Source organism: Streptomyces sp. YKOK-I1 (assembly GCF_054660435.1).
The window spans coordinates 5,928,939-5,947,418 of the sequence record NZ_BAAGDR010000001.1 but is presented as its reverse complement, the minus strand read 5'-3'; the positions used below and the strand labels follow the sequence as shown (position 1 = coordinate 5,947,418).

The following is an 18,480-nucleotide window of genomic DNA, read 5'->3' as shown; positions in this document are numbered from 1 at the left end:
ACCGGCCCTACCCGCCGCCCGGAGTACAACTTTTCCGGATCATCATCCCGGACTCCGCATCCTTGCCCCCGACTTCACCCTGCGCGCAGACCCCCGGCGCTTTGCGGGGGCGCCGCTTGCACCTCTGGCCACGACCGGGGCGCGCGGCGCGGGGCCACGCTCCCGGCCGGCCACCCGGACGAGTGGCGGTACGCACGCGTGCCCCATCGCCCATGGCAGGATCGGAAGGGTCATGACTGCGCCCACGAAGCCCCCGCACCGCAGCCCCGCCGACGCCGCCGCCGGCGCGGACCTGCACGCCCCCGTCATCGACTGGTTCGAGGACAACGCCCGCGACCTGCCCTGGCGGCACCCCGAGGCCGGTGCCTGGGGTGTGATGGTCAGCGAGTTCATGCTCCAGCAGACGCCGGTCAGCCGCGTCCTGCCGGTCTACGAGCAGTGGCTCGCCCGCTGGCCGCGCCCCGCCGACCTGGCCGCGGAGGCCCCCGGCGAGGCCGTACGCGCGTGGGGACGGCTCGGCTACCCGCGCCGCGCCCTGCGGCTGCACGGCGCGGCGGTGGCCATAACGGAACGGCACGGGGGCGACGTACCGGCGGACCACGCGCAGTTGCTCGCGCTGCCCGGCATCGGCGAGTACACGGCCGCCGCGGTCGCCTCGTTCGCGTACGGGCAGCGGCACGCCGTGCTGGACACCAACGTCCGCCGGGTCTTCGCCCGGGCCGTCACGGGCGTGCGCTACCCGCCGAACGCCACCACGGCCGCCGAGCGCAAGCTGGCCCGGGCCCTGCTGCCCGAGGACGAGCGGACCGCCGCCCGCTGGGCCGCGGCCTCCATGGAGCTGGGCGCCCTGGTGTGCACGGCGAAGAACGAGACCTGTGTGCGCTGCCCGATCGCCGCGCAGTGCGCGTGGCGGCTCGCGGGCAAGCCGGAGCACGAGGGCCCGCCGCGCCGCGGACAGACGTACGCCGGTACCGACCGGCAGGTGCGCGGCAAGCTGCTCGCCGTGCTGCGGGAGGCGCACGCGCCCGTGCCGCAGGCGGCGCTGGACCGGGTGTGGCACGAGCCGGTGCAGCGCGCGCGGGCCCTGGACGGGCTCGTGGCGGACGGACTGGTGGAGCCGCTGCCGGACGGTCTGTACCGTCTGCCGCTCACCTGACGCACGGTCATGTCACAGACAACGGGCTTCGTCACGGCCCCCGCCCGGCGTCTGTCACCTTCGACGGCCGAATAAATCAGTACATACGCCTACTCTTCGGGCTGCCTCTTTACCCAGAACCCCGTTCCGTTACACAACCGACGGACAGCCGCGCGCTGGCCGCAGGCTGCTCCGCACAGCCCCGTGACAACAGCTCCGTAGCTTCAGTTGCGTGCCCACCGAGGGCACGACGGCGACAGACCACGCGGAGATCCGGCGGACGACCGCGCGCCGCAAACGGGGTAGACGGAGGGGTTGACCATGGCGCAGGGCGAGGTGCTCGAGTTCGAGGAGTACGTCCGCACCCGGCAGGACGCGCTGCTGCGCAGCGCCCGCCGGCTGGTCCCGGACCCGGTCGACGCACAGGACCTGCTGCAGACCGCGCTGGCGCGGACGTACGGCCGCTGGGACGGCATCGCGGACAAGCGGCTCGCGGACGCCTATCTGCGCCGGGTCATGATCAACACCCGCACCGAGTGGTGGCGGGCCCGCAAGCTGGAGGAAGTCCCCACCGAGCAGCTCCCGGACGCCTGCATCGACGACTCCACCGAACAGCACGCGGACCGCGCCCTGCTGATGGACGCGATGAAGGTGCTCGCTCCGAAGCAGCGAAGCGTCGTCGTGCTGCGACACTGGGAGCAGATGTCCACGGAGGAGACGGCCGCCGCCCTCGGCATGTCCGCGGGAACGGTCAAGAGCACGCTGCACCGGGCGCTCGCCCGGCTCCGCGAGGAGCTGGAGGCCCGCGATCTGGACGCACGCGCGCTGGAGCGTGAGGAGCGGGAGCGTTGCGCGGCGGCCTGACCGAGGCCGGGCCGACACCGGCCCAGGCAGGGCCCACAGCGGCCCGAGGCACCTTCCAGGCGGCGATCACGGCGGTGACCGTGCTCGCCGCCCTCGCCCTTTTCGTGTCCGCGTGCGCCACCGGCGGAACCGGCACCCGTGACGAGGGCCCCGCGCACGCGGACGCGGTGCCCGGCGCCGCGACGGCGACTCCCTCGGCCGCGCCCACCCGCACCCCCTCCCGGGTGGACGCGGTCCAGCTCGTCAAGGCCGACCCCGAGGTCTCGGCGGAGGTCAAGGGCGAGCTGAAGCCGTGCGTCGGCGACGAGTACCCGGTCGACGTCTCCTACGGCGATCTGACCGGCGGTCCCGTCACGGACATCGTGGTGAACGTGCTGACCTGCGGCGACGCGGTCGGTGTCGGCTCGTACGTGTACCGGGAGAAGGACGGCCGGTACGAGAACGTCTTCAAGACCGAGGAGCCCCCGGTCTACGCCGAGATAGACCGCGGCGACCTGGTGGTGACCAAGCAGGTGTACGCGAAGGGCGACTCCGTCTCCAGCCCGTCCGGTGAGAACGTGATCACCTACCGCTGGACCAGCGCGGATCACTTCGTCAAGGAGTTCACCATCCACAACGAGTACAGCAGCATCGTGGACGGGGACGGGGACCCGACGCCGGTGCCCGGGACCGGCTGACCTCGGACTTCGGGCGGGCTGGAAAAATCTCCGGAAGGCGTGAACCGATCGGGCCGCCCGATCCGATCAATGAGTGGGCGCACCGGGAGTGAACGCGGCGGAAGCCTCCGGCGTCCCCTTCAAGGGGCACCCGGGCATGTGTACGGCGCCCGAAGACACGCATCACCGACGCACCACCGACGACGCACCACCGAACACGAGGACTGAGAGCACCGGGATGGCAGACCAGACCCACGTCCTGTTCGTCGAGGACGACGACGTCATCCGCGAGGCCACCCAGCTCGCCCTGGAGCGGGACGGCTTCGTGGTCACCGCGATGCCCGACGGTCTCTCCGGCCTGGACGCGTTCCGGGCCGACCGCCCCGACATCGCCCTGCTGGACGTCATGGTGCCCGGCCTGGACGGGGTCAGCCTCTGCCGACGCATCCGGGACGAGTCCACCGTGCCCGTGATCATGCTGTCGGCGCGCGCCGACTCCATCGACGTCGTCCTGGGCCTGGAGGCCGGCGCCGACGACTATGTGACCAAGCCGTTCGACGGCGCCGTCCTGGTCGCCCGGATCCGCGCGGTGCTGCGCCGCTTCGGGCACGCGGGCGGCGGGGACCGGACCGACGACACCGCGCCCGCGGGCGGTGTGCTGACCTTCGGCGACCTGGAGGTCGACACCGAGGGCATGGAGGTGCGCAGGGCCGGCCGGCCGGTGGCCCTGACGCCGACCGAGATGCGGCTGCTGCTGGAGTTCTCCTCCGCGCCGGGCACGGTCCTGTCGCGGGACAAGCTCCTGGAGCGCGTCTGGGACTACGGCTGGGGCGGTGACACCCGCGTCGTGGACGTCCATGTGCAGCGGCTGCGGACGAAGATCGGCCAGGACCGTATCGAGACGGTCCGCGGCTTCGGCTACAAGTTGAAGGCCTGAGCGGGCGGGGGGTGAGGGGGATGATCCGGCACCTGGTTCCGGGCCGCGCACAGGGCGCGGGCATCCGTACCGGTCTGCGGTGGAAGCTGAGCGCGGCGATCGCGCTGGTCGGCGCGCTGGTGGCGATCGCGCTCAGTCTCGTCGTGCACAACGCGGCCCGGGTCTCGATGCTGGACAACGCGCGCGACCTCGCGGACGAGCGCATCCAGATCGCCCAGCGCAACTTCGAGATGACCGGGCGCCCGAACTTCCCCCAGATCAAGATCGACGACTCCCGGCTGCCGTCGGAGGTGCGGGAGAAGGTCTCCCAGGGCCGCCGGGTGACCTACGTGTCCGACCGTGCGGGGGGCACGCCGGACATCTGGGCGGCCGTACCGCTCAAGGACGGGCGGGTGATGTCCCTGCACACCGGTTTCACCGACCGGAGCACCGACATCCTCAACGACCTCGACCAGGCACTGGTGATCGGCTCGATCGCGGTCGTGTTCGGCGGCAGCGCGCTCGGGGTGCTCATCGGCGGACAGCTCTCGCGCCGGCTGCGCAAGGCGGCGGCCGCGGCCCACCAGGTCGCCAAGGGCGAGTCCGACGTCCGGGTGCGGGACGCGATCGGCGGGGTCGTCCGGGACGAGACCGACGACCTGGCGAGCGCGGTGGACGCCATGGCCGACGCGCTCCAGCAGCGCCTGGAGGCCGAGCGGCGGGTCACCGCCGACATCGCGCACGAACTGCGCACCCCGGTCACCGGTCTGCTGACCGCGGCGGAGCTGCTGCCGCCCGGCCGGCCCACCGAGCTGGTCCTGGACCGGGCGAAGGCCATGCGCACGCTCGTGGAGGACGTCCTGGAGGTGGCCCGCCTGGACAGCGCCTCGGAGCGGGCGGAGTTGCAGGACCTCCTGCTGGGCGAGTTCGTCGCACGGCGGGTGGCGGCCAAGGACCCGGCGGTCGAGGTGCGGGTCGTCCATGAGTCGATGGTCACGACCGACCCCCGCCGTCTGGAGCGGGTCCTCTTCAACCTCCTCGCCAACGCCGCCCGGCACGGCAAGCCGCCGATCCAGGTCACCGTCGAGGGCCGGGTGATCCGGGTCCGCGACCACGGCCCCGGGTTCCCCGAGGACCTGCTGGCCGAGGGCCCGAGCCGGTTCCGCACCGGCAGCGCCGACCGGGCCGGGCAGGGCCACGGCCTCGGCCTGACCATCGCGGCGGGCCAGGCCCGGGTCCTGGGCGCCCGTCTCACCTTCCGCAATGTCCGCCCCGCCGGGGCGCCGGAGCACATACCGGCCGAGGGCGCGGTGGCGGTCCTGTGGCTGCCCGAGCACGCGCCGACGAACACGGGAAGCTACCCGATGATGCCGTAGCGGGCGGTGATGACGGCGTGGCGGGCCACGGCGGTGGTCGCCGTCGGATGCGGTCATCGGAGGCCGTCATCGGAGGAGCTGCTGGTAGCCCCTCGGACGACGGCGACCAGCAGCTCCTCGCCCCTCGACGGTCGCAGCCCGTCCGTCCGGCCCGCGAAGTACCGCTGTTCCAGGTCCGCCGCCGAGACATGGCGGGCCTCATGGAAGCCGGTCTCGTGGGCCAGGGCGAGGATCCGCGGTGGGGTGTAGAAGCTGAGGAACGGGGTCCCGGCCGCGCGGGCGCCGTTCATCGCGATCCGGAGCTGTTCCTGCTCCTCCGGTACGACGTCCTCCAGGGGCCGCAGGAAGCTCGTGACGAAGGTCGACCCCGGGGCGAGGCCGGCGACATGGCGGAAGGTCGCCTCGACGGCTTCGGCGGTGAGGTACATGGTGACGCCGGTGGAGGCCACGCCGGCAGGCCGCGCGGGGTCGAGTCCGGCCGTGAGCAGCGAACCCCACCAGTCGCCCTCGAGGTCGACCGGCACCAGCCGCAGCCAGTCGGGGACACCGAGGCCGAGGTCCAGGAGGCGTCGGCGCTTCCAGGCCTGGGGGCCTGGCCGGTCGACCTCGAACACCCTCAGCCCCTGTGCGGCGGCCTCGGGCCGGCGCTGGGCGAAGGTGTCGAGACCGGCGCCAGCCTTCTGGCTTGCTTGGCATTCCAGCCACCCGACCGCCCGGCGGCCCAGCGACCCAGCGGCCTGGCGACCCGCCGGACGAGCGGCTCGGTGCACCAACAGCTTGGCAACCCGACCGCCCGGCGGCCCGGCGGCCCAGCCCCGGCAGTCCAGCGACCCGGTGCCCCGGCGGCCTGACGCTCCGGCACCCCAGCGGCCCGGCGCTCCAGCGGCTTGGCACCCCCGGCGGCCCGACCGACCGGCAGTCCAGCGGCCCAGCCCCGGCAGTCCAGCGACCCAGCGCCCCGGCGACCCCGCAGCCTGACGCTCCGGCGATCCAGCGGCTTGGCGGCGCGGCGGCCAGCGCCCCGGGGCCCGGCGCCCGGCGCCCGGCGCCCCAGCAGTCCAGCAGCCCGCCGGACCAGCAAAGCGGCCAAGCGGCCAAGCGGCCAAGCTGTCGTCCGGCGAAGCCGCCGTCCGCCTGGCCGCTCGGCTGGCCGCTCGGGCGGTGGTTCGGGCGGGCCGGGGGTGGGGGTATGGCGAAGGCCCCCGGGGCGGACTCCCGGGGGCCTTCGGTGGAACGGTGGTCAGACGGCCTCGACGACCGGCGGGGTGACGGCTGCCGGCTCCTCGTCCGCCTTCTGCGGTCCTGCCCCCTTGAGCGGAACCTCCTTGACGAACACGGCGGCGAGCAGCGCGGCCACCGCGACGATCGCGCCCAGCAGGAACGCCGAGTGGGTACCCGCGGACACCGCATGCTGGTAGGCCTCGCGGGCCGCGGCCGGCAGCTTGGCCAGGCTGGCGGCGTCCAGCTGCGCGGACTGCTCGGTGATCTTCGAGCCGAGGGCGCCGGCCCGCTCGGCCATGACGTCCTGGACGCGGTGGTTGAACAGCGCGCCCATGATCGCGACACCGAAGGACGAGCCGAGCGTACGGAACAGGGTGGTGGAGGACGAGGCGACGCCCATGTCCTTCATCTCCACGCTGTTCTGCGCGACCAGCATGGTGATCTGCATCAGACAGCCCATGCCCAGACCGACGACGGCCATGAAGACGCCGGAGGTGAAGCGGGAGGTGCCGGTGTCCATCGTGGACAGCAGGTAGAGGCCGACGGCCATCAGGACACTGCCGACGACGGGGAAGACCTTGTACTTGCCGGTGCTGGTGGTGATGCGGCCCGCGACCATGGAGGTCACCAGCATCGCGCCGAGCATCGGCAGGAGCAGCAGACCGGAGTTGGTGGCGGAGGCGCCCTGCACCGACTGCTGGTAGAGCGGCAGGAAGAGGGTGGCGCCGAACATCACGAAGCCGGTGATGAAGCCGATGACGGACATCAGGGTGAAGTTGCGGCTGCGGAAGATGTGCAGCGGCACGATCGGCTCGGCGGCCCGGGTCTGCCAGAACACGAACCCGATGAGGGAGGCGACGCCGATCCCGATCAGTTCCATGATCCGCGCGGAGGTCCAGGCGTACTCCGTGCCGCCCCAGGTGGTGACGAGGACGATCGAGGTGATGCCCACGGTCAGCAGCACGACACCGAGGTAGTCGATGCCCGCCTTGGCCCGCTTCTTCGGCAGGTGCAGGACGGCGCTGATCGCGGCCAGGGCGATCACGCCGAGCGGCAGGTTGATGTAGAAGGACCAGCGCCAGCCCCAGTTGTCGGTGATCGTGCCGCCGACGAGCGGACCGCCGATCATCGCGAGCGCCATGACGCCGGCCATCATGCCCTGGTACTTGCCGCGCTCTCGCGGCGGGATCAGGTCGCCGATGATCGCCATGACGCCGACCATCAGACCACCGGCGCCGAGGCCCTGCACGGCGCGGAAGCCGATGAGCTCGCCCATGTTCTGGGCCATGCCGCTGAGCGCGGAGCCGATCAGGAAGATCACGATCGAGGTCATGAAGGCGCCCTTGCGCCCGTACATGTCACCGAGCTTGCCCCAGATCGGGGTGGCCGCGGCAGTCGCGAGGGTGTAGGCGGTCACGACCCAGGAGAGGTGCTCCAGCCCTCCGAGTTCGCCGACGATCGTCGGCATCGCGGTGCCCACGATCATGTTGTCGAGCATCGCGAGCATCATCGTGATCATCAGTGCGAGCAGGACGACCCGCACACTCTTCGGTTGTTTCTCCGGTTCGGTCTCGACCGTCTGGGTGTCCGCCATTGATTCCACTCCCCTGGGCACTGCCTCGGGCCGCCCACTTACTTGCCGCCCGGCTAGTTCACTACACTGAGGAAAGTAGACCTGTCACTAGCCGGTCGTCAAGTAAGTTTCCGTGGGAGCACGAGGAGTACGAGGATGGACGGCACCATGGACGGCACCAAGCAGCAGCGCCGCGGCAACACCCGCCAGCGCATCCAGGACGTCGCGCTCGAACTCTTCGCCGAGCAGGGCTACGAGAAGACCTCCCTCCGCGAGATCGCGGAGCGGCTGGAGGTGACGAAGGCGGCCCTGTACTACCACTTCAAGACCAAGGAAGAGATCATCGTCAGCATCTTCACGGATCTGACGAAACCGATCGAAGACCTGATCGAGTGGGGCGCGAGCCAGCCGCACACCCTGGAGACCAAGCAGGAACTCGTACGGCGCTACAGCCGCGCCCTGGCCGAGGCGACCCCGCTCTTCCGCTTCATGCAGGAGAACCAGGCGACGGTACGGGAGTTGCAGATCGGCGACTCGTTCAAGGACCGGATGCGCGGGCTGCGGGACATCATCATCGACCCGGACGCCCCGCTCACCGACCAGGTCCGCTGTGTGAGCGCGATCTTCACGCTGCACGCCGGGATGTTCTTCCTCCAGGACCTCGAAGGCGACCCGGAGGACAAGCGCGCAGCCGTCCTCGAGGTCGCCGTCGATCTCGTGACCCAGGCGCATCAGGGCGCCTGATCACCCGTCACCGTCAGACGGTCAGCCCATGGGCGCGCAGGAAGGCGACCGGGTCGATCGCCGAGCCGTAGTTGGCGGTCTTGCGGATCTCGAAGTGCAGGTGGGGACCGCTGGAGTTGCCGGTGTTGCCGGACAGGGCGATGCGCTGGCCGGTCTTGACTATCTGGCCGACCTTGACGTCGATGTGCGACAGGTGGGCGTACTGCGAGTAGGTCCCGTTGGCGTGCTTGATGACGATGGCGTTGCCGTAGGCCGGACCGTCACCGGCGCCGTTGCCGCCGGCCTTGACCACGGTGCCGCCGTGGGCGGCGACGACCTTGGTGCCGCTCGGCACGGCGAAGTCCTGGCCGCTGTGGGTGGACTGCCACATGGCACCGGCCTGGTGGAAGGTCGCGGACTTGGTGTAGTGCGCCACCGGCTTGACCCAGGCGTTGGCGGAGACGGCCGTCTTGGCGGCGGGTACGGCGGCGGACGCCACCCCGGTTCCCAGCACGGCCGTGGCACCCAGGGCGGCGGCCCCGACGGCCACGCGGGTGCGGAGCAGGGACGTACGGGAAGAACGGGACGTGACGCGCTGGAACATGAAGACCTCGTGGGTTCGGGGACAGGAAGACCACCCGGCGCAGGAACGCCTGCCGGGTGGGCCATCCCTTGGTAACCCCGAGGGCGATGGACCCCCAAACGTGTGACGTACGACGGAAGCTAGTACTTCACCCCAGAATTTCCACCTTCTTGACAGATGACCCGGGACGCCCCATTTGACGGCGATCCATGCCGGAGGCCGCACAGCCTCCGGGGGCTCCGAACGCTATGTCCTTTTTGCCAGATTTTGCGCTGCCACTATCCACGCTAGTAGCCCACCGATGACCTGTGCCGCTTGTCACCGGCCGCCCATCAAAAGGGACTTCGGGATGTGACGGGGGCTACTCCCCTGCCGCATGGGGGACTTGTGACCCGCGTCACGAACTGTGCACGGGTCTGTGAGCGGAGTCTCACCGCCCCTTACCGTCCAGTAACCCGCAGGTTTCCCCCGGTAACCCGCTGGTTCCCCTCAGGCCATCCCCACAGCGCAGCATGCCCACGACACAGGCAGGCCAGGACGCGAGAGGACCTCACATGACCACAGGCACCTGGAAGCGCCGCATAGCCATGACGGCCGTGGCAACGGCCGCCGTCACCGCCATGGCCGTCCCGGCGGGCGCCCAGGCCGCTACGGCCACCAGCACCTCCACCGTCGCCACCGCCGCCGCGGAGGACGTCGACTACGCCACCTGGCAGGCCGACTGCCAGTCGGTGATGAACGAGGCCCTGCCCTATCTGAAGCAGCGCATCGCCGCCGCCAAGACCGGCGAGAAGCAGGCGATCGTCTTCGACATCGACAACACGACCCTGGAGACCGACTTCGGCTTCAGCTACCCGCAGCCGGCCAACAAGCCGGTCCTCGACGTCGCCAAGTACGCCCAGGACCACGGCGTCGCGCTGTTCTTCGTCACCGCCCGCCCGGACATCATCTACTCCTTCACCGACTACAACCTCAAGTACGTCGGCTACAAGGTCTCCGGGCTCTACGTCCGCGGCCTGCTCGACCTCTTCAAGGACGTCGCCGCCTACAAGACCGCCCAGCGCGTCGACATCGAGAACAAGGGCTACACGATCATCGCGAACATCGGCAACAGCGCCACCGACCTGTCGGGCGGCCACGCCGAGAAGACGTACAAGCTGCCGGACTACGACGGACAGCTCTCCTGACGGAAGGCACCGTGAAAAAGGGGCTGCCCCGGGACGTGAGTCCCGGGGCAGCCCCTTTGTGCTCTCAGACCGAGCGCGGCGCCTACGCGTCCTTGCTCAGGTTCGGACCGGCGCCGCCGGCCGCCTGCTCGATCGGCGGGACGTCGGGCAGGGCCGACTTCTCCTCACCGCGGAAGGTGAAGGTCTTGGTGTCACCCTCGCCCTCGGTGTCCACGACCACGATGTGACCGGGACGCAGCTCGCCGAAGAGGATCTTCTCGGAGAGCGTGTCCTCGATCTCGCGCTGGATCGTGCGACGCAGCGGACGCGCGCCCAGCACCGGGTCGTAGCCCTTCTTGGACAGCAGCTCCTTGGCGGACTGGGAGAGCTCGATGCCCATGTCCCGGTCCTTCAGGCGCTCGTCCACCTTGCCGATCATCAGGTCGACGATCCGCAGGATGTCCTCCTGCGTGAGCTGCGGGAAGACGACCACGTCGTCGACACGGTTGAGGAACTCGGGGCGGAAGTGCTGCTTGAGCTCGTCCGACACCTTGTTCTTCATGCGCTCGTAGTTGCTCTTCGAGTCGCCCGAGGCCGCGAAGCCCAGGTTGAAGCCCTTGGAGATGTCCCGGGTGCCGAGGTTGGTCGTCATGATGATGACCGTGTTCTTGAAGTCCACGACCCGGCCCTGGGAGTCGGTCAGGCGACCGTCCTCCAGGATCTGCAGCAGCGAGTTGAAGATGTCCGGGTGGGCCTTCTCCACCTCGTCGAAGAGGACGACGGAGAACGGCTTGCGGCGGACCTTCTCGGTGAGCTGGCCGCCCTCCTCGTAGCCCACGTATCCGGGCGGGGAGCCGAAGAGCCGCGAGACCGTGTGCTTCTCGCTGAACTCCGACATGTCGAGGGAGATCAGCGCGTCCTCGTCGCCGAAGAGAAACTCGGCGAGCGCCTTGGACAGCTCGGTCTTACCGACACCGGACGGGCCGGCGAAGATGAACGAGCCACCCGGACGCTTCGGGTCCTTCAGACCGGCGCGGGTACGGCGGATCGCCTTGGACAGCGCCTTGACGGCGTCGACCTGGCCGATGACCCGCTTGTGGAGCTCGTCCTCCATGCGCAGCAAGCGGGACGACTCCTCCTCCGTGAGCTTGAAGACCGGGATGCCGGTGGCCGTGGCGAGGACCTCGGCGATCAGCTCGCCGTCGACCTCGGCGACGACGTCCATGTCGCCGGCCTTCCACTCCTTCTCGCGCTTCGCCTTGGCGGCGAGGAGCTGCTTCTCCTTGTCGCGCAGGGAGGCGGCCTTCTCGAAGTCCTGCGAGTCGATCGCGGACTCCTTGTCGCGGCGGACGCCGGCGATCTTCTCGTCGAACTCGCGCAGGTCCGGCGGAGCGGTCATCCGGCGGATGCGCATCCGGGAACCGGCCTCGTCGATCAGGTCGATCGCCTTGTCCGGCAGGAAGCGGTCCGAGATGTACCGGTCGGCCAGGGTGGCGGCCTGGACCAGCGCCTCGTCGGTGATGGAGACGCGGTGGTGCGCCTCGTACCGGTCACGCAGACCCTTGAGGATCTCGATGGTGTGCGGCAGCGACGGCTCGGCGACCTGGATGGGCTGGAAGCGGCGCTCGAGGGCCGCGTCCTTCTCCAGGTGCTTGCGGTACTCGTCGAGCGTGGTGGCGCCGATGGTCTGGAGCTCACCGCGGGCCAGCATCGGCTTCAGGATGGAGGCCGCGTCGATGGCGCCCTCGGCGGCACCCGCACCGACCAGCGTGTGGAGCTCGTCGATGAACAGGATGATGTCGCCGCGGGTGCGGATCTCCTTGAGCACCTTCTTCAGGCGCTCCTCGAAGTCACCGCGGTAGCGGGAGCCGGCGACCAGCGCGCCGAGGTCGAGGGTGTAGAGGTGCTTGTCCTTGAGGGTCTCGGGCACCTCGCCCTTGACGATGGCCTGGGCGAGGCCCTCGACGACGGCGGTCTTGCCGACGCCGGGCTCACCGATCAGGACCGGGTTGTTCTTGGTACGGCGGGACAGCACCTGCATGACCCGCTCGATCTCCTTCTCGCGCCCGATGACCGGGTCGAGCTTGGACTCACGAGCGGCCTGGGTGAGGTTCCGGCCGAACTGGTCGAGGACCAGGGACGTCGAGGGGGTGCCCTCGGCAGGCCCGCCGGCGGTGGCGGTCTCCTTGCCCTGGTAGCCGGAGAGCAGCTGGATGACCTGCTGCCGCACCCGGTTGAGATCTGCGCCCAGCTTGACGAGGACCTGGGCGGCGACGCCCTCGCCCTCGCGGATCAGGCCGAGCAGGATGTGCTCCGTGCCGATGTAGTTGTGGCCCAACTGAAGGGCCTCGCGGAGCGACAGCTCCAGGACCTTCTTGGCACGGGGGGTGAAGGGGATGTGCCCGGACGGGGCCTGCTGGCCCTGGCCGATGATCTCCTCCACCTGCTGGCGGACCGCCTCGAGCGAAATCCCGAGGCTCTCAAGGGCCTTGGCGGCGACACCCTCACCCTCGTGGATCAGGCCCAGGAGGATGTGCTCGGTGCCGATGTAGTTGTGGTTGAGCATCCGGGCTTCTTCCTGAGCCAGGACGACAACCCGCCGCGCGCGGTCGGTGAACCTCTCGAACATCGTTAATCGCTCCTCAGAGCGGTCAGGCAGTGGGGGGAACTTCCCCTCCCTGTCCTACCGCAGCTTAGTCCCGCAAGCAGGGACCGCTCATTCCAACTGCCGACACCGTCGATGGCCTCCTGACCCCGAACGCCGACATATGCTCCAACCCGATGGTGCGAGACGATGTTCCCGCAGGCCAGGCAGTTACCCTCACCATCAGTACGCCGATGGCGAACGTGAGACGTCCTTTCCTGCGTGTCGCCCCCTCCCACTAGGGAAGTCTTACCCGCCGGGACGGACAGTCCATGCCGTGCGCACCCTTTCCCTCCGCTACGGGCGAACAACCTTGCGCCTCCCGAGCCCCTTGCGCGCACCGCCGTTCGCCACTGTGCGCGACCGCGACGGAACCCAGCGTAACTCCGGGGCTCTTCCGATGGTTCTGCTCGGCATGGTCCGCTCCATCCCTCTCCCCCGCCGCCCGGACGGGCCGGTCCGCGGCTGGTACGAGAACGAACTGGGGTGGGCGACCGTGCCCGGGGAGCCGGTACGACTTTCGGTGGGCGACCGCTTCGACGTCCTGGAGGTCCCCGCGGAGGCGGGCCGCGCGGCGCTGGGGCGCCGGGCACCGGACTTCCCGGTGGCCGTGCACGGCGGTACGGGCCGGACCGGCAGGACGGAGGCGACCGGCGGGACGGACGCGATCGGCAGGACCGGCAGGACCGCCTCTACGGGCGCGACCGGCGGGGAGGGGAGCGGCACGGGCTGCCGGATGCGGCTCCTGGTGGCCGCCGGGAGCGCCGAGGAGCTGCCGGGGATCCTCCAGTGGCTGGAGTGGGGCGGGCTGCCGCTGGATCTGACGGCGCTCGGCGAGGGCTCCCTCATGGAAGCGCCGATGCCGCCGGGGCTCGTCCCGGGCTGCCGGCGCCGTACGCCGGTAACGCCGGTGCAGGGGGCCGCCGTATGGCTGCGGCCCCCCGTGGCGGGGTGCGAGGTCGAGGCCTCGCTGCCGACGGTGTCGGCGTCGGGGGGCGTGAAGGACGCCCCCGATCTGGTGCGGTTGGTGGACACGCTGGCAGCGCACTGTCACCGTGTCCGGCTGCGTCGGCTCGCCGCTCAGCCGTTGGCCTTCTCGTAAGCCTCGCGAATGGTCGCCGGAACGCGGCCACGGTCGTTGACCTCGAAACCGTTCTCCTTCGCCCACGCGCGGATCTGAGCGGTGTCCTGGCTGCTGCCGGAAGCGGCACGCGCCTTTCCACGCCCGCCCGCGGCACGGCCTCCGGTACGACGGCCACCCTTCACATAGGCCTCGAGAAGCCCGCGCAGCTTGTCCGCATTGGCGGTCGTGAGGTCGATCTCGTAGGTCTTGCCGTCCAGCGCGAACGTCACGGTCTCGTCAGCCTCGCCGCCGTCGAGGTCGTCGACAAGAAGGACCTGAACCTTCTGTGCCACCGGATTTCCTTTCATCGATAACGTGAGGGACGGGGGTCCGCGGCGTCCGCCGTTTAGCCGCGCCCTGTTATATGCAGTACTGCAGTACGTCGGAAAGCAAACCGCTTTTGCCGGAAAAACACAAACCCCTGGGAGAGGCCGACAGCCCGCCCCTCGCCCGGAAACGTGCGCGTTTCGGACATAGGGCACCGGTCAAGGCAGGTCCGCCGGAATGAGGGGGCACGATCACAGATGCAGAAGCATCCGGCTGTTGCCCAAGGTGTTCGGTTTCACTCGTTCGAGTCCGAGGAACTCCGCTACGCCCTCGTCATAGGAACGCATCAGCTCCGCGTAGACATCGGTGTCGACCGGCGTCTCACCGATCTCCACGAAGCCGTGCTTGCCGAAGAAGTCCACTTCGAAGGTCAGGCAGAAAACGCGACGAACCCCGAGCCAGCGCGCGGTGTGCAGCAACTTCTCCAACAACTGGTGGCCCACACCGGAACCCTTCAGGCCGGGCTTCACGGCGAGAGTGCGCACTTCAGCGAGGTCTTCCCACATCACGTGCAGCGCGCCGCAGCCCACGACCTCGGCGTTGTCGTCGCGTTCGGCGACCCAGAACTCCTGGATGTCCTCGTAAAGGGTCACCGTCGCTTTGTCGAGCAGGATGCCGCCGCGGACGTACGCGTCAAGGAGGCGGCGCACCGCGGGGACATCGGCGGTCCGGGCGCGCCGGACGGTGATGGCTTTAGCGCTGACTTCGGGGTTCTCGGGGTTCTCGCCGACGGGGCTCTCTGCGGACATGTGCGGACGCTATCGCCCGCTGCCTCCGGATGCCGCGGCGGGGTTCTCCCCGGCAGTGCCCGCAGTGCCGGCAGATGCGGCTTCGGATGTTTCCGGACCTTGGACGATGCGTACGGCGTCGCGCAGCGCCTGTCGCTGTTCGTCGCTCATCATCCCGAAGAAGGCGACGAGGGCGGCGGCGGGGTTGTCGCTCTGCGCCCAGGCGTCGTTCATGAGGGCGGCGGCGTAGGCGGCGCGGGTGGAGACCGCCTCATATCGATAGGCCCGGCCTTCGGCCTCGCGGCGCACCCAGCCCTTCTGATGGAGATTGTCCAAAACGGTCATCACCGTGGTGTAGGCGATGGACCGTTCCCGCTGAAGGTCTTCCAGGACTTCCCGAACGGTCACCGGGCGGTTCCACTTCCACACCCGCGTCATGACCGCGTCTTCGAGTTCTCCCAATGGGCGAGGCACTCTCAGCACAATAGTGGGAGATCTCGGCAATCGCGTGCCGGACGTGCGCTTTCACTGCCGAACAGGCACAAAAAGGGCGCACGACTCCGGGAGGAGCCGTGCGCCGGGGCGAGGCGGGGTCAGGCGTCGGTGCCGGCGGGGGCCTGGCCGGCGCCCTGCGTGCGCGTGAGGGCGGCGTCGACGGCCGCGTCCTCCTTGGCCTTGTTGGCGCCTCCCTGGCTCTTCACGATCACCCTGATCACACCGATGAAGAACACGGCCATGACGACGGGGGGCACCAGCGCGGAGACATAGTCCATGGATCCAGGGTAGCCACGGAGGAACGGGACATCGGGCCGGGGTCGGACCGGCGCGTCTCAGCCCACGGCCAGGCTCCGCTGCTCCGGCTCGGCGGGCGGCGGCGGAGGGGTGGGCCTGCGCCGCGGGAACACCTCGCCCGGGGTGGGGACGGGGCGGCGGGCGGGCTCGGGGGCGGGCTCGGGGGCGGGCCGCTTCACGGGGCCGGGGGCGGGCGCGGCGGGCCGCTCGGCGGGCTTCTTGCGGGGTTCCTCGCGCGGATCGTCGTCGTCGGCGGCCGCCGGGAGGCGGTCGGCCTCGGCGGAACGGCCCCCGGGAAGGGCGAGAAGGCGCGTACGGGACGCCGGGACCAGCGGGACGGCCGGGGAGGCCTGGCGGGGCGTACGACGCGCCAGACGGGCCCGTACGTCCTGTTCGGCGAGGACCTGGCAGCGGGCCAGGAGGGCGGCGGCGGCCGGATCGCCGCGCAGGGTGCGCAGCGCGGCGAGATCCTCGGGGCCCGGCCGGTGCCCCGTGGCCAGGACCTCCTCCAGGAGCGTGAGATAGCCGGCGGCGGCGCCGGGCAGGGCGGCGCGGTAGCGGCCGAGGTCGGCCACCAGGAAGGCCCGCAACCGGGCGGCCTCGCACAGCGCCTCGTCGAGGGACTCGGCTAGGCGATGGCAGTCCTGGACATCCTCGTCGCTTGCGGGGCCGGGGTGGAGGGCGAGGGCGAGGGCGCGGCGGAGCACACGCAGCTCCTCCGCGCCGAACGCCATGCCGCCGCGGGATCCGTATGGCGTGGGCATGCGCCGACGATACGCGCTAATCGGACAAATTCGACATAGGGGGCGGGTGTGGCGCGGGTGTGGCGCCCATGAATCCGCCCCCTGCCGGTCACATGCGGGAGACGTTCCGTTCGTACACCAGCCGCAGCCCGATCAGCGTCAGCCAGGGTTCGTGCTCGTCGATCACCGACGACTCGCCGAGGACCATGGGCGCGAGGCCGCCCGTGGCGATCACGGTGACGTCGTCGGGGTCCTCCGCCAGCTCCCGGGCCATCCGGGTGACCACGCCGTCGACCTGGCCCGCGAAGCCGTAGACGATGCCGGACTGCATCGCCTCGACCGTGTTCTTGCCGATCACGCTGCGCGGGCGGGCCACCTCGATCTTGCGGAGCATGGCCGCCCTGACGCCCAGCGCCTCCACCGAGATCTCGATGCCCGGGGCGATCACCCCGCCCACGTACTCGCCGCGCGCGCTGACCGCGTCGAACGTCGTCGCGGTGCCGAAGTCGACGACGATCGCCGGGCCGCCGTAGAGCTCGTTCGCGGCGACCGCGTTGATGATGCGGTCGGCGCCGACCTCCTTGGGGTTGTCGAAGAGGATCGGCACCCCGGTCTTGACGCCCGGTTCGACGAGGACCGCGGGGACGTCGCCGTAGTAGCGGCGGGTCACCTCGCGCAGTTCGTGCAGCACCGAGGGGACGGTGGCGCAGATCGCGATGCCGTCGATGCCGTCGCCCAGTTCCACGCCGAGCAGCGGGTGCATGCCCATCAGACCCTGCAGCAGGACCGCCAGCTCGTCGGCCGTACGGCGCGCGTCGGTCGAGATCCGCCAGTGCTCGACGATCTCCTCACCGTCGAACAGGCCGAGCACCGTGTGCGTGTTCCCCACGTCGATCGTCAGCAGCATGACCGGTACCCGCTCCCTACTCCGCGTCCCGCAGATCCAGGCCGATGTCCAGGATCGGCGAGGAGTGGGTGAGGGCGCCGACGGCCAGGAAGTCGACGCCGGTGTCGGCGTAGGCCTTGGCGTTCTCCAGGGTCAGCCGGCCCGAGGCCTCCAGCAGGGCCCGTCCGCCGACGATGCCCACCGCCTCGGCGCACTCGCCCGGGGTGAAGTTGTCCAGCAGGATCAGGTCGGCGCCCGCGTCCACGACCTCGCGGAGCTGGTGCAGGGTGTCGACCTCGACCTCGATCGGCACGTCCGGGAAGGTCTCCCGGACGGCCGTGAACGCCTGGGCGACGCCGCCCGCCGCGACGACGTGGTTGTCCTTGACGAGGGCCGCGTCCGACAGCGACATGCGGTGGTTGACGCCGCCGCCCGCGCGGACCGCGAACTTCTCCAGGGAGCGCAGGCCCGGCGTCGTCTTGCGGGTGTCCCGCACGCGTGCCTTCGTGCCGTCCAGGGTGTCCGCCCACGCGCGCGTGGCGGTCGCGATGCCGGACAGCCGGCACAGCAGGTTCAGCGCGCTGCGCTCGGCGGTCAGCAGGTCGCGGGTGCGGGTCGTCACCGACAGCAGCTTCTGGCCCGCCTCCACGCGGTCGCCGTCCTCGACGTGCCGCTCGACCTCGAACTCGTCGGTGCACACCACCGAGACGACCGCCTCGGCGACCCGCAGGCCGGCGACCACGCCCGCCTCGCGCGCGGTGAAGTCGGCCGTGGCCACCGCCTCCTCGGGGATGGTCGCGACCGTCGTCACGTCCACGCCGTGCGCCAGGTCCTCCTGGATGGCGACGTTGGCGATGTCCTCGACCTCGACCGGGTCGAGCCCGGCCTCGGCCAGGAGCTGGGCGAGCGCGGGGTCGAGACCGCACTCCAGGTATTCCTCGTCGCCGAGGTCGCCCTCTGCGCCGCAGGCGCAGCCGTCGCCGCAGCCGCCGGTCGGGGCGAGGGGGAGGTCGTCGGTGCTCAC

General features: G+C 70.5%; 18 protein-coding genes and 1 pseudogene. 8 read left to right on the top strand and 11 right to left on the bottom strand.

From position 1 onward, the window contains the following. Window positions 1-232 precede the first annotated feature (232 nt). The 5 genes from ACYQ8Q_RS26335 (at window position 233) to cseC (ending at window position 4,947) form a co-directional block, all read left to right on the top strand. Window positions 233-1,156, top strand: a complete 924-nt coding sequence (locus ACYQ8Q_RS26335; RefSeq protein ID WP_460068290.1) for an HhH-GPD family protein — start codon at window positions 233-235, stop codon at window positions 1,154-1,156. Between the two features lie 300 nt (window positions 1,157-1,456). Then, on the top strand, window positions 1,457-1,999 hold the full coding sequence (locus ACYQ8Q_RS26330; protein WP_460068289.1) for a SigE family RNA polymerase sigma factor: 543 nt from the start codon (window positions 1,457-1,459) through the stop codon (window positions 1,997-1,999). Further along, window positions 1,984-2,676, top strand: a complete 693-nt coding sequence (locus tag ACYQ8Q_RS26325; protein WP_460068288.1) for a hypothetical protein — start codon at window positions 1,984-1,986, stop codon at window positions 2,674-2,676. Before ACYQ8Q_RS26330 ends, ACYQ8Q_RS26325 begins: the two co-directional genes overlap by 16 nt. Window positions 2,677-2,893: 217 nt before the next feature. Continuing rightward, entirely contained in the window at window positions 2,894-3,592 is a 699-nt protein-coding gene (gene cseB, locus ACYQ8Q_RS26320; protein WP_460068287.1) for a two-component system response regulator CseB, read from the top strand. Between the two features lie 20 nt (window positions 3,593-3,612). After that, window positions 3,613-4,947, top strand: a complete 1,335-nt coding sequence (gene cseC / locus ACYQ8Q_RS26315; protein WP_460068286.1) for a two-component system sensor histidine kinase CseC — start codon at window positions 3,613-3,615, stop codon at window positions 4,945-4,947. A 53-nt stretch (window positions 4,948-5,000) separates the two neighbouring features. On the opposite strand, the pseudogene ACYQ8Q_RS26310 reads toward cseC, so the two are convergent. Both ACYQ8Q_RS26310 and ACYQ8Q_RS26305 read right to left on the bottom strand, forming a co-directional pair. Further along, window positions 5,001-5,621 (bottom strand): annotated as a pseudogene (locus tag ACYQ8Q_RS26310) (class I SAM-dependent methyltransferase); the annotation flags it as partial. A gap of 566 nt (window positions 5,622-6,187) precedes the next feature. Next, window positions 6,188-7,762: an MDR family MFS transporter gene (locus ACYQ8Q_RS26305; protein WP_460068285.1), complete on the bottom strand. Its 1,575-nt coding sequence runs from the start codon at window positions 7,760-7,762 to the stop codon at window positions 6,188-6,190. A 135-nt stretch (window positions 7,763-7,897) separates the two neighbouring features. On the opposite strand from ACYQ8Q_RS26305, the gene ACYQ8Q_RS26300 reads away from it, so the two are divergent. Next, a complete protein-coding gene (locus ACYQ8Q_RS26300; protein ID WP_340377001.1) occupies window positions 7,898-8,485 on the top strand; it encodes a TetR/AcrR family transcriptional regulator in 588 nt (195 codons plus the stop codon). A gap of 13 nt (window positions 8,486-8,498) precedes the next feature. Here the strand turns inward: ACYQ8Q_RS26300 and ACYQ8Q_RS26295 are convergent, their stop codons facing one another. Next, window positions 8,499-9,068 carry a M23 family metallopeptidase gene (locus ACYQ8Q_RS26295; protein WP_460068284.1) on the bottom strand — a complete coding sequence of 190 codons (570 nt, stop codon included), beginning with the start codon at window positions 9,066-9,068 and terminating at the stop codon, window positions 8,499-8,501. Window positions 9,069-9,601: 533 nt separating this feature from the next. On the opposite strand from ACYQ8Q_RS26295, the gene ACYQ8Q_RS26290 reads away from it, so the two are divergent. Continuing rightward, window positions 9,602-10,234, top strand: a complete 633-nt coding sequence (locus ACYQ8Q_RS26290; RefSeq protein ID WP_460068282.1) for an HAD family acid phosphatase — start codon at window positions 9,602-9,604, stop codon at window positions 10,232-10,234. 82 nt (window positions 10,235-10,316) lie between these two features. Here the strand turns inward: ACYQ8Q_RS26290 and ACYQ8Q_RS26285 are convergent, their stop codons facing one another. Further along, window positions 10,317-12,842 (bottom strand): ATP-dependent Clp protease ATP-binding subunit, encoded by a 2,526-nt coding sequence (locus tag ACYQ8Q_RS26285; protein ID WP_460068281.1) that lies wholly within the window; start codon window positions 12,840-12,842, stop codon window positions 10,317-10,319. A 430-nt stretch (window positions 12,843-13,272) separates the two neighbouring features. On the opposite strand from ACYQ8Q_RS26285, the gene ACYQ8Q_RS26280 reads away from it, so the two are divergent. Beyond that, entirely contained in the window at window positions 13,273-13,959 is a 687-nt protein-coding gene (locus ACYQ8Q_RS26280; protein WP_460068280.1) for an SCO3374 family protein, read from the top strand. Here the strand turns inward: ACYQ8Q_RS26280 and ACYQ8Q_RS26275 are convergent. The 7 genes from ACYQ8Q_RS26275 to nadC form a co-directional block, all read right to left on the bottom strand. Continuing rightward, complete coding sequence (locus ACYQ8Q_RS26275) at window positions 13,938-14,273, bottom strand: histone-like nucleoid-structuring protein Lsr2 (RefSeq protein WP_460068279.1); 336 nt, start codon at window positions 14,271-14,273, stop codon at window positions 13,938-13,940. The two genes, ACYQ8Q_RS26280 and ACYQ8Q_RS26275, sit on opposite strands and share 22 nt — an antisense overlap. Before the next feature lie 225 nt (window positions 14,274-14,498). Next, a complete protein-coding gene (locus ACYQ8Q_RS26270) occupies window positions 14,499-15,056 on the bottom strand; it encodes an amino-acid N-acetyltransferase (protein ID WP_460068278.1) in 558 nt (185 codons plus the stop codon). Between the two features lie 9 nt (window positions 15,057-15,065). Further along, a complete protein-coding gene (locus ACYQ8Q_RS26265; protein ID WP_460073496.1) occupies window positions 15,066-15,473 on the bottom strand; it encodes a BlaI/MecI/CopY family transcriptional regulator in 408 nt (135 codons plus the stop codon). Window positions 15,474-15,628: 155 nt separating this feature from the next. Continuing rightward, on the bottom strand, window positions 15,629-15,808 hold the full coding sequence (locus ACYQ8Q_RS26260; protein WP_460068277.1) for a hypothetical protein: 180 nt from the start codon (window positions 15,806-15,808) through the stop codon (window positions 15,629-15,631). A gap of 57 nt (window positions 15,809-15,865) precedes the next feature. Further along, window positions 15,866-16,561, bottom strand: a complete 696-nt coding sequence (locus ACYQ8Q_RS26255; RefSeq protein ID WP_460073494.1) for a hypothetical protein — start codon at window positions 16,559-16,561, stop codon at window positions 15,866-15,868. A gap of 118 nt (window positions 16,562-16,679) precedes the next feature. After that, window positions 16,680-17,477, bottom strand: a complete 798-nt coding sequence (locus ACYQ8Q_RS26250; RefSeq protein WP_460068276.1) for a type III pantothenate kinase — start codon at window positions 17,475-17,477, stop codon at window positions 16,680-16,682. Between the two features lie 16 nt (window positions 17,478-17,493). Then, window positions 17,494-18,480, bottom strand: a complete 987-nt coding sequence (gene nadC, locus ACYQ8Q_RS26245) for a carboxylating nicotinate-nucleotide diphosphorylase (protein ID WP_460068275.1) — start codon at window positions 18,478-18,480, stop codon at window positions 17,494-17,496.

Coding starts and splice junctions, on each gene's coding strand:
- ACYQ8Q_RS26335 (WP_460068290.1), top strand. CDS start 233: ATGACTGCGCCCACGAAGCCCCCGCACCGCAGCCCCGCCGACGCCGCC.
- ACYQ8Q_RS26330 (WP_460068289.1), top strand. CDS start 1,457: ATGGCGCAGGGCGAGGTGCTCGAGTTCGAGGAGTACGTCCGCACCCGG.
- cseB (WP_460068287.1), top strand. CDS start 2,894: ATGGCAGACCAGACCCACGTCCTGTTCGTCGAGGACGACGACGTCATC.
- cseC (WP_460068286.1), top strand. CDS start 3,613: ATGATCCGGCACCTGGTTCCGGGCCGCGCACAGGGCGCGGGCATCCGT.
- ACYQ8Q_RS26305 (WP_460068285.1), bottom strand. CDS start 7,762: ATGGCGGACACCCAGACGGTCGAGACCGAACCGGAGAAACAACCGAAG.
- ACYQ8Q_RS26300 (WP_340377001.1), top strand. CDS start 7,898: ATGGACGGCACCATGGACGGCACCAAGCAGCAGCGCCGCGGCAACACC.
- ACYQ8Q_RS26295 (WP_460068284.1), bottom strand. CDS start 9,068: ATGTTCCAGCGCGTCACGTCCCGTTCTTCCCGTACGTCCCTGCTCCGC.
- ACYQ8Q_RS26290 (WP_460068282.1), top strand. CDS start 9,602: ATGACCACAGGCACCTGGAAGCGCCGCATAGCCATGACGGCCGTGGCA.
- ACYQ8Q_RS26285 (WP_460068281.1), bottom strand. CDS start 12,842: ATGTTCGAGAGGTTCACCGACCGCGCGCGGCGGGTTGTCGTCCTGGCT.
- ACYQ8Q_RS26280 (WP_460068280.1), top strand. CDS start 13,273: ATGGTCCGCTCCATCCCTCTCCCCCGCCGCCCGGACGGGCCGGTCCGC.
- ACYQ8Q_RS26270 (WP_460068278.1), bottom strand. CDS start 15,056: ATGTCCGCAGAGAGCCCCGTCGGCGAGAACCCCGAGAACCCCGAAGTC.
- ACYQ8Q_RS26265 (WP_460073496.1), bottom strand. CDS start 15,473: ATGACGCGGGTGTGGAAGTGGAACCGCCCGGTGACCGTTCGGGAAGTC.
- ACYQ8Q_RS26260 (WP_460068277.1), bottom strand. CDS start 15,808: ATGGACTATGTCTCCGCGCTGGTGCCCCCCGTCGTCATGGCCGTGTTC.
- ACYQ8Q_RS26255 (WP_460073494.1), bottom strand. CDS start 16,561: ATGGCGTTCGGCGCGGAGGAGCTGCGTGTGCTCCGCCGCGCCCTCGCC.
- ACYQ8Q_RS26250 (WP_460068276.1), bottom strand. CDS start 17,477: ATGCTGCTGACGATCGACGTGGGGAACACGCACACGGTGCTCGGCCTG.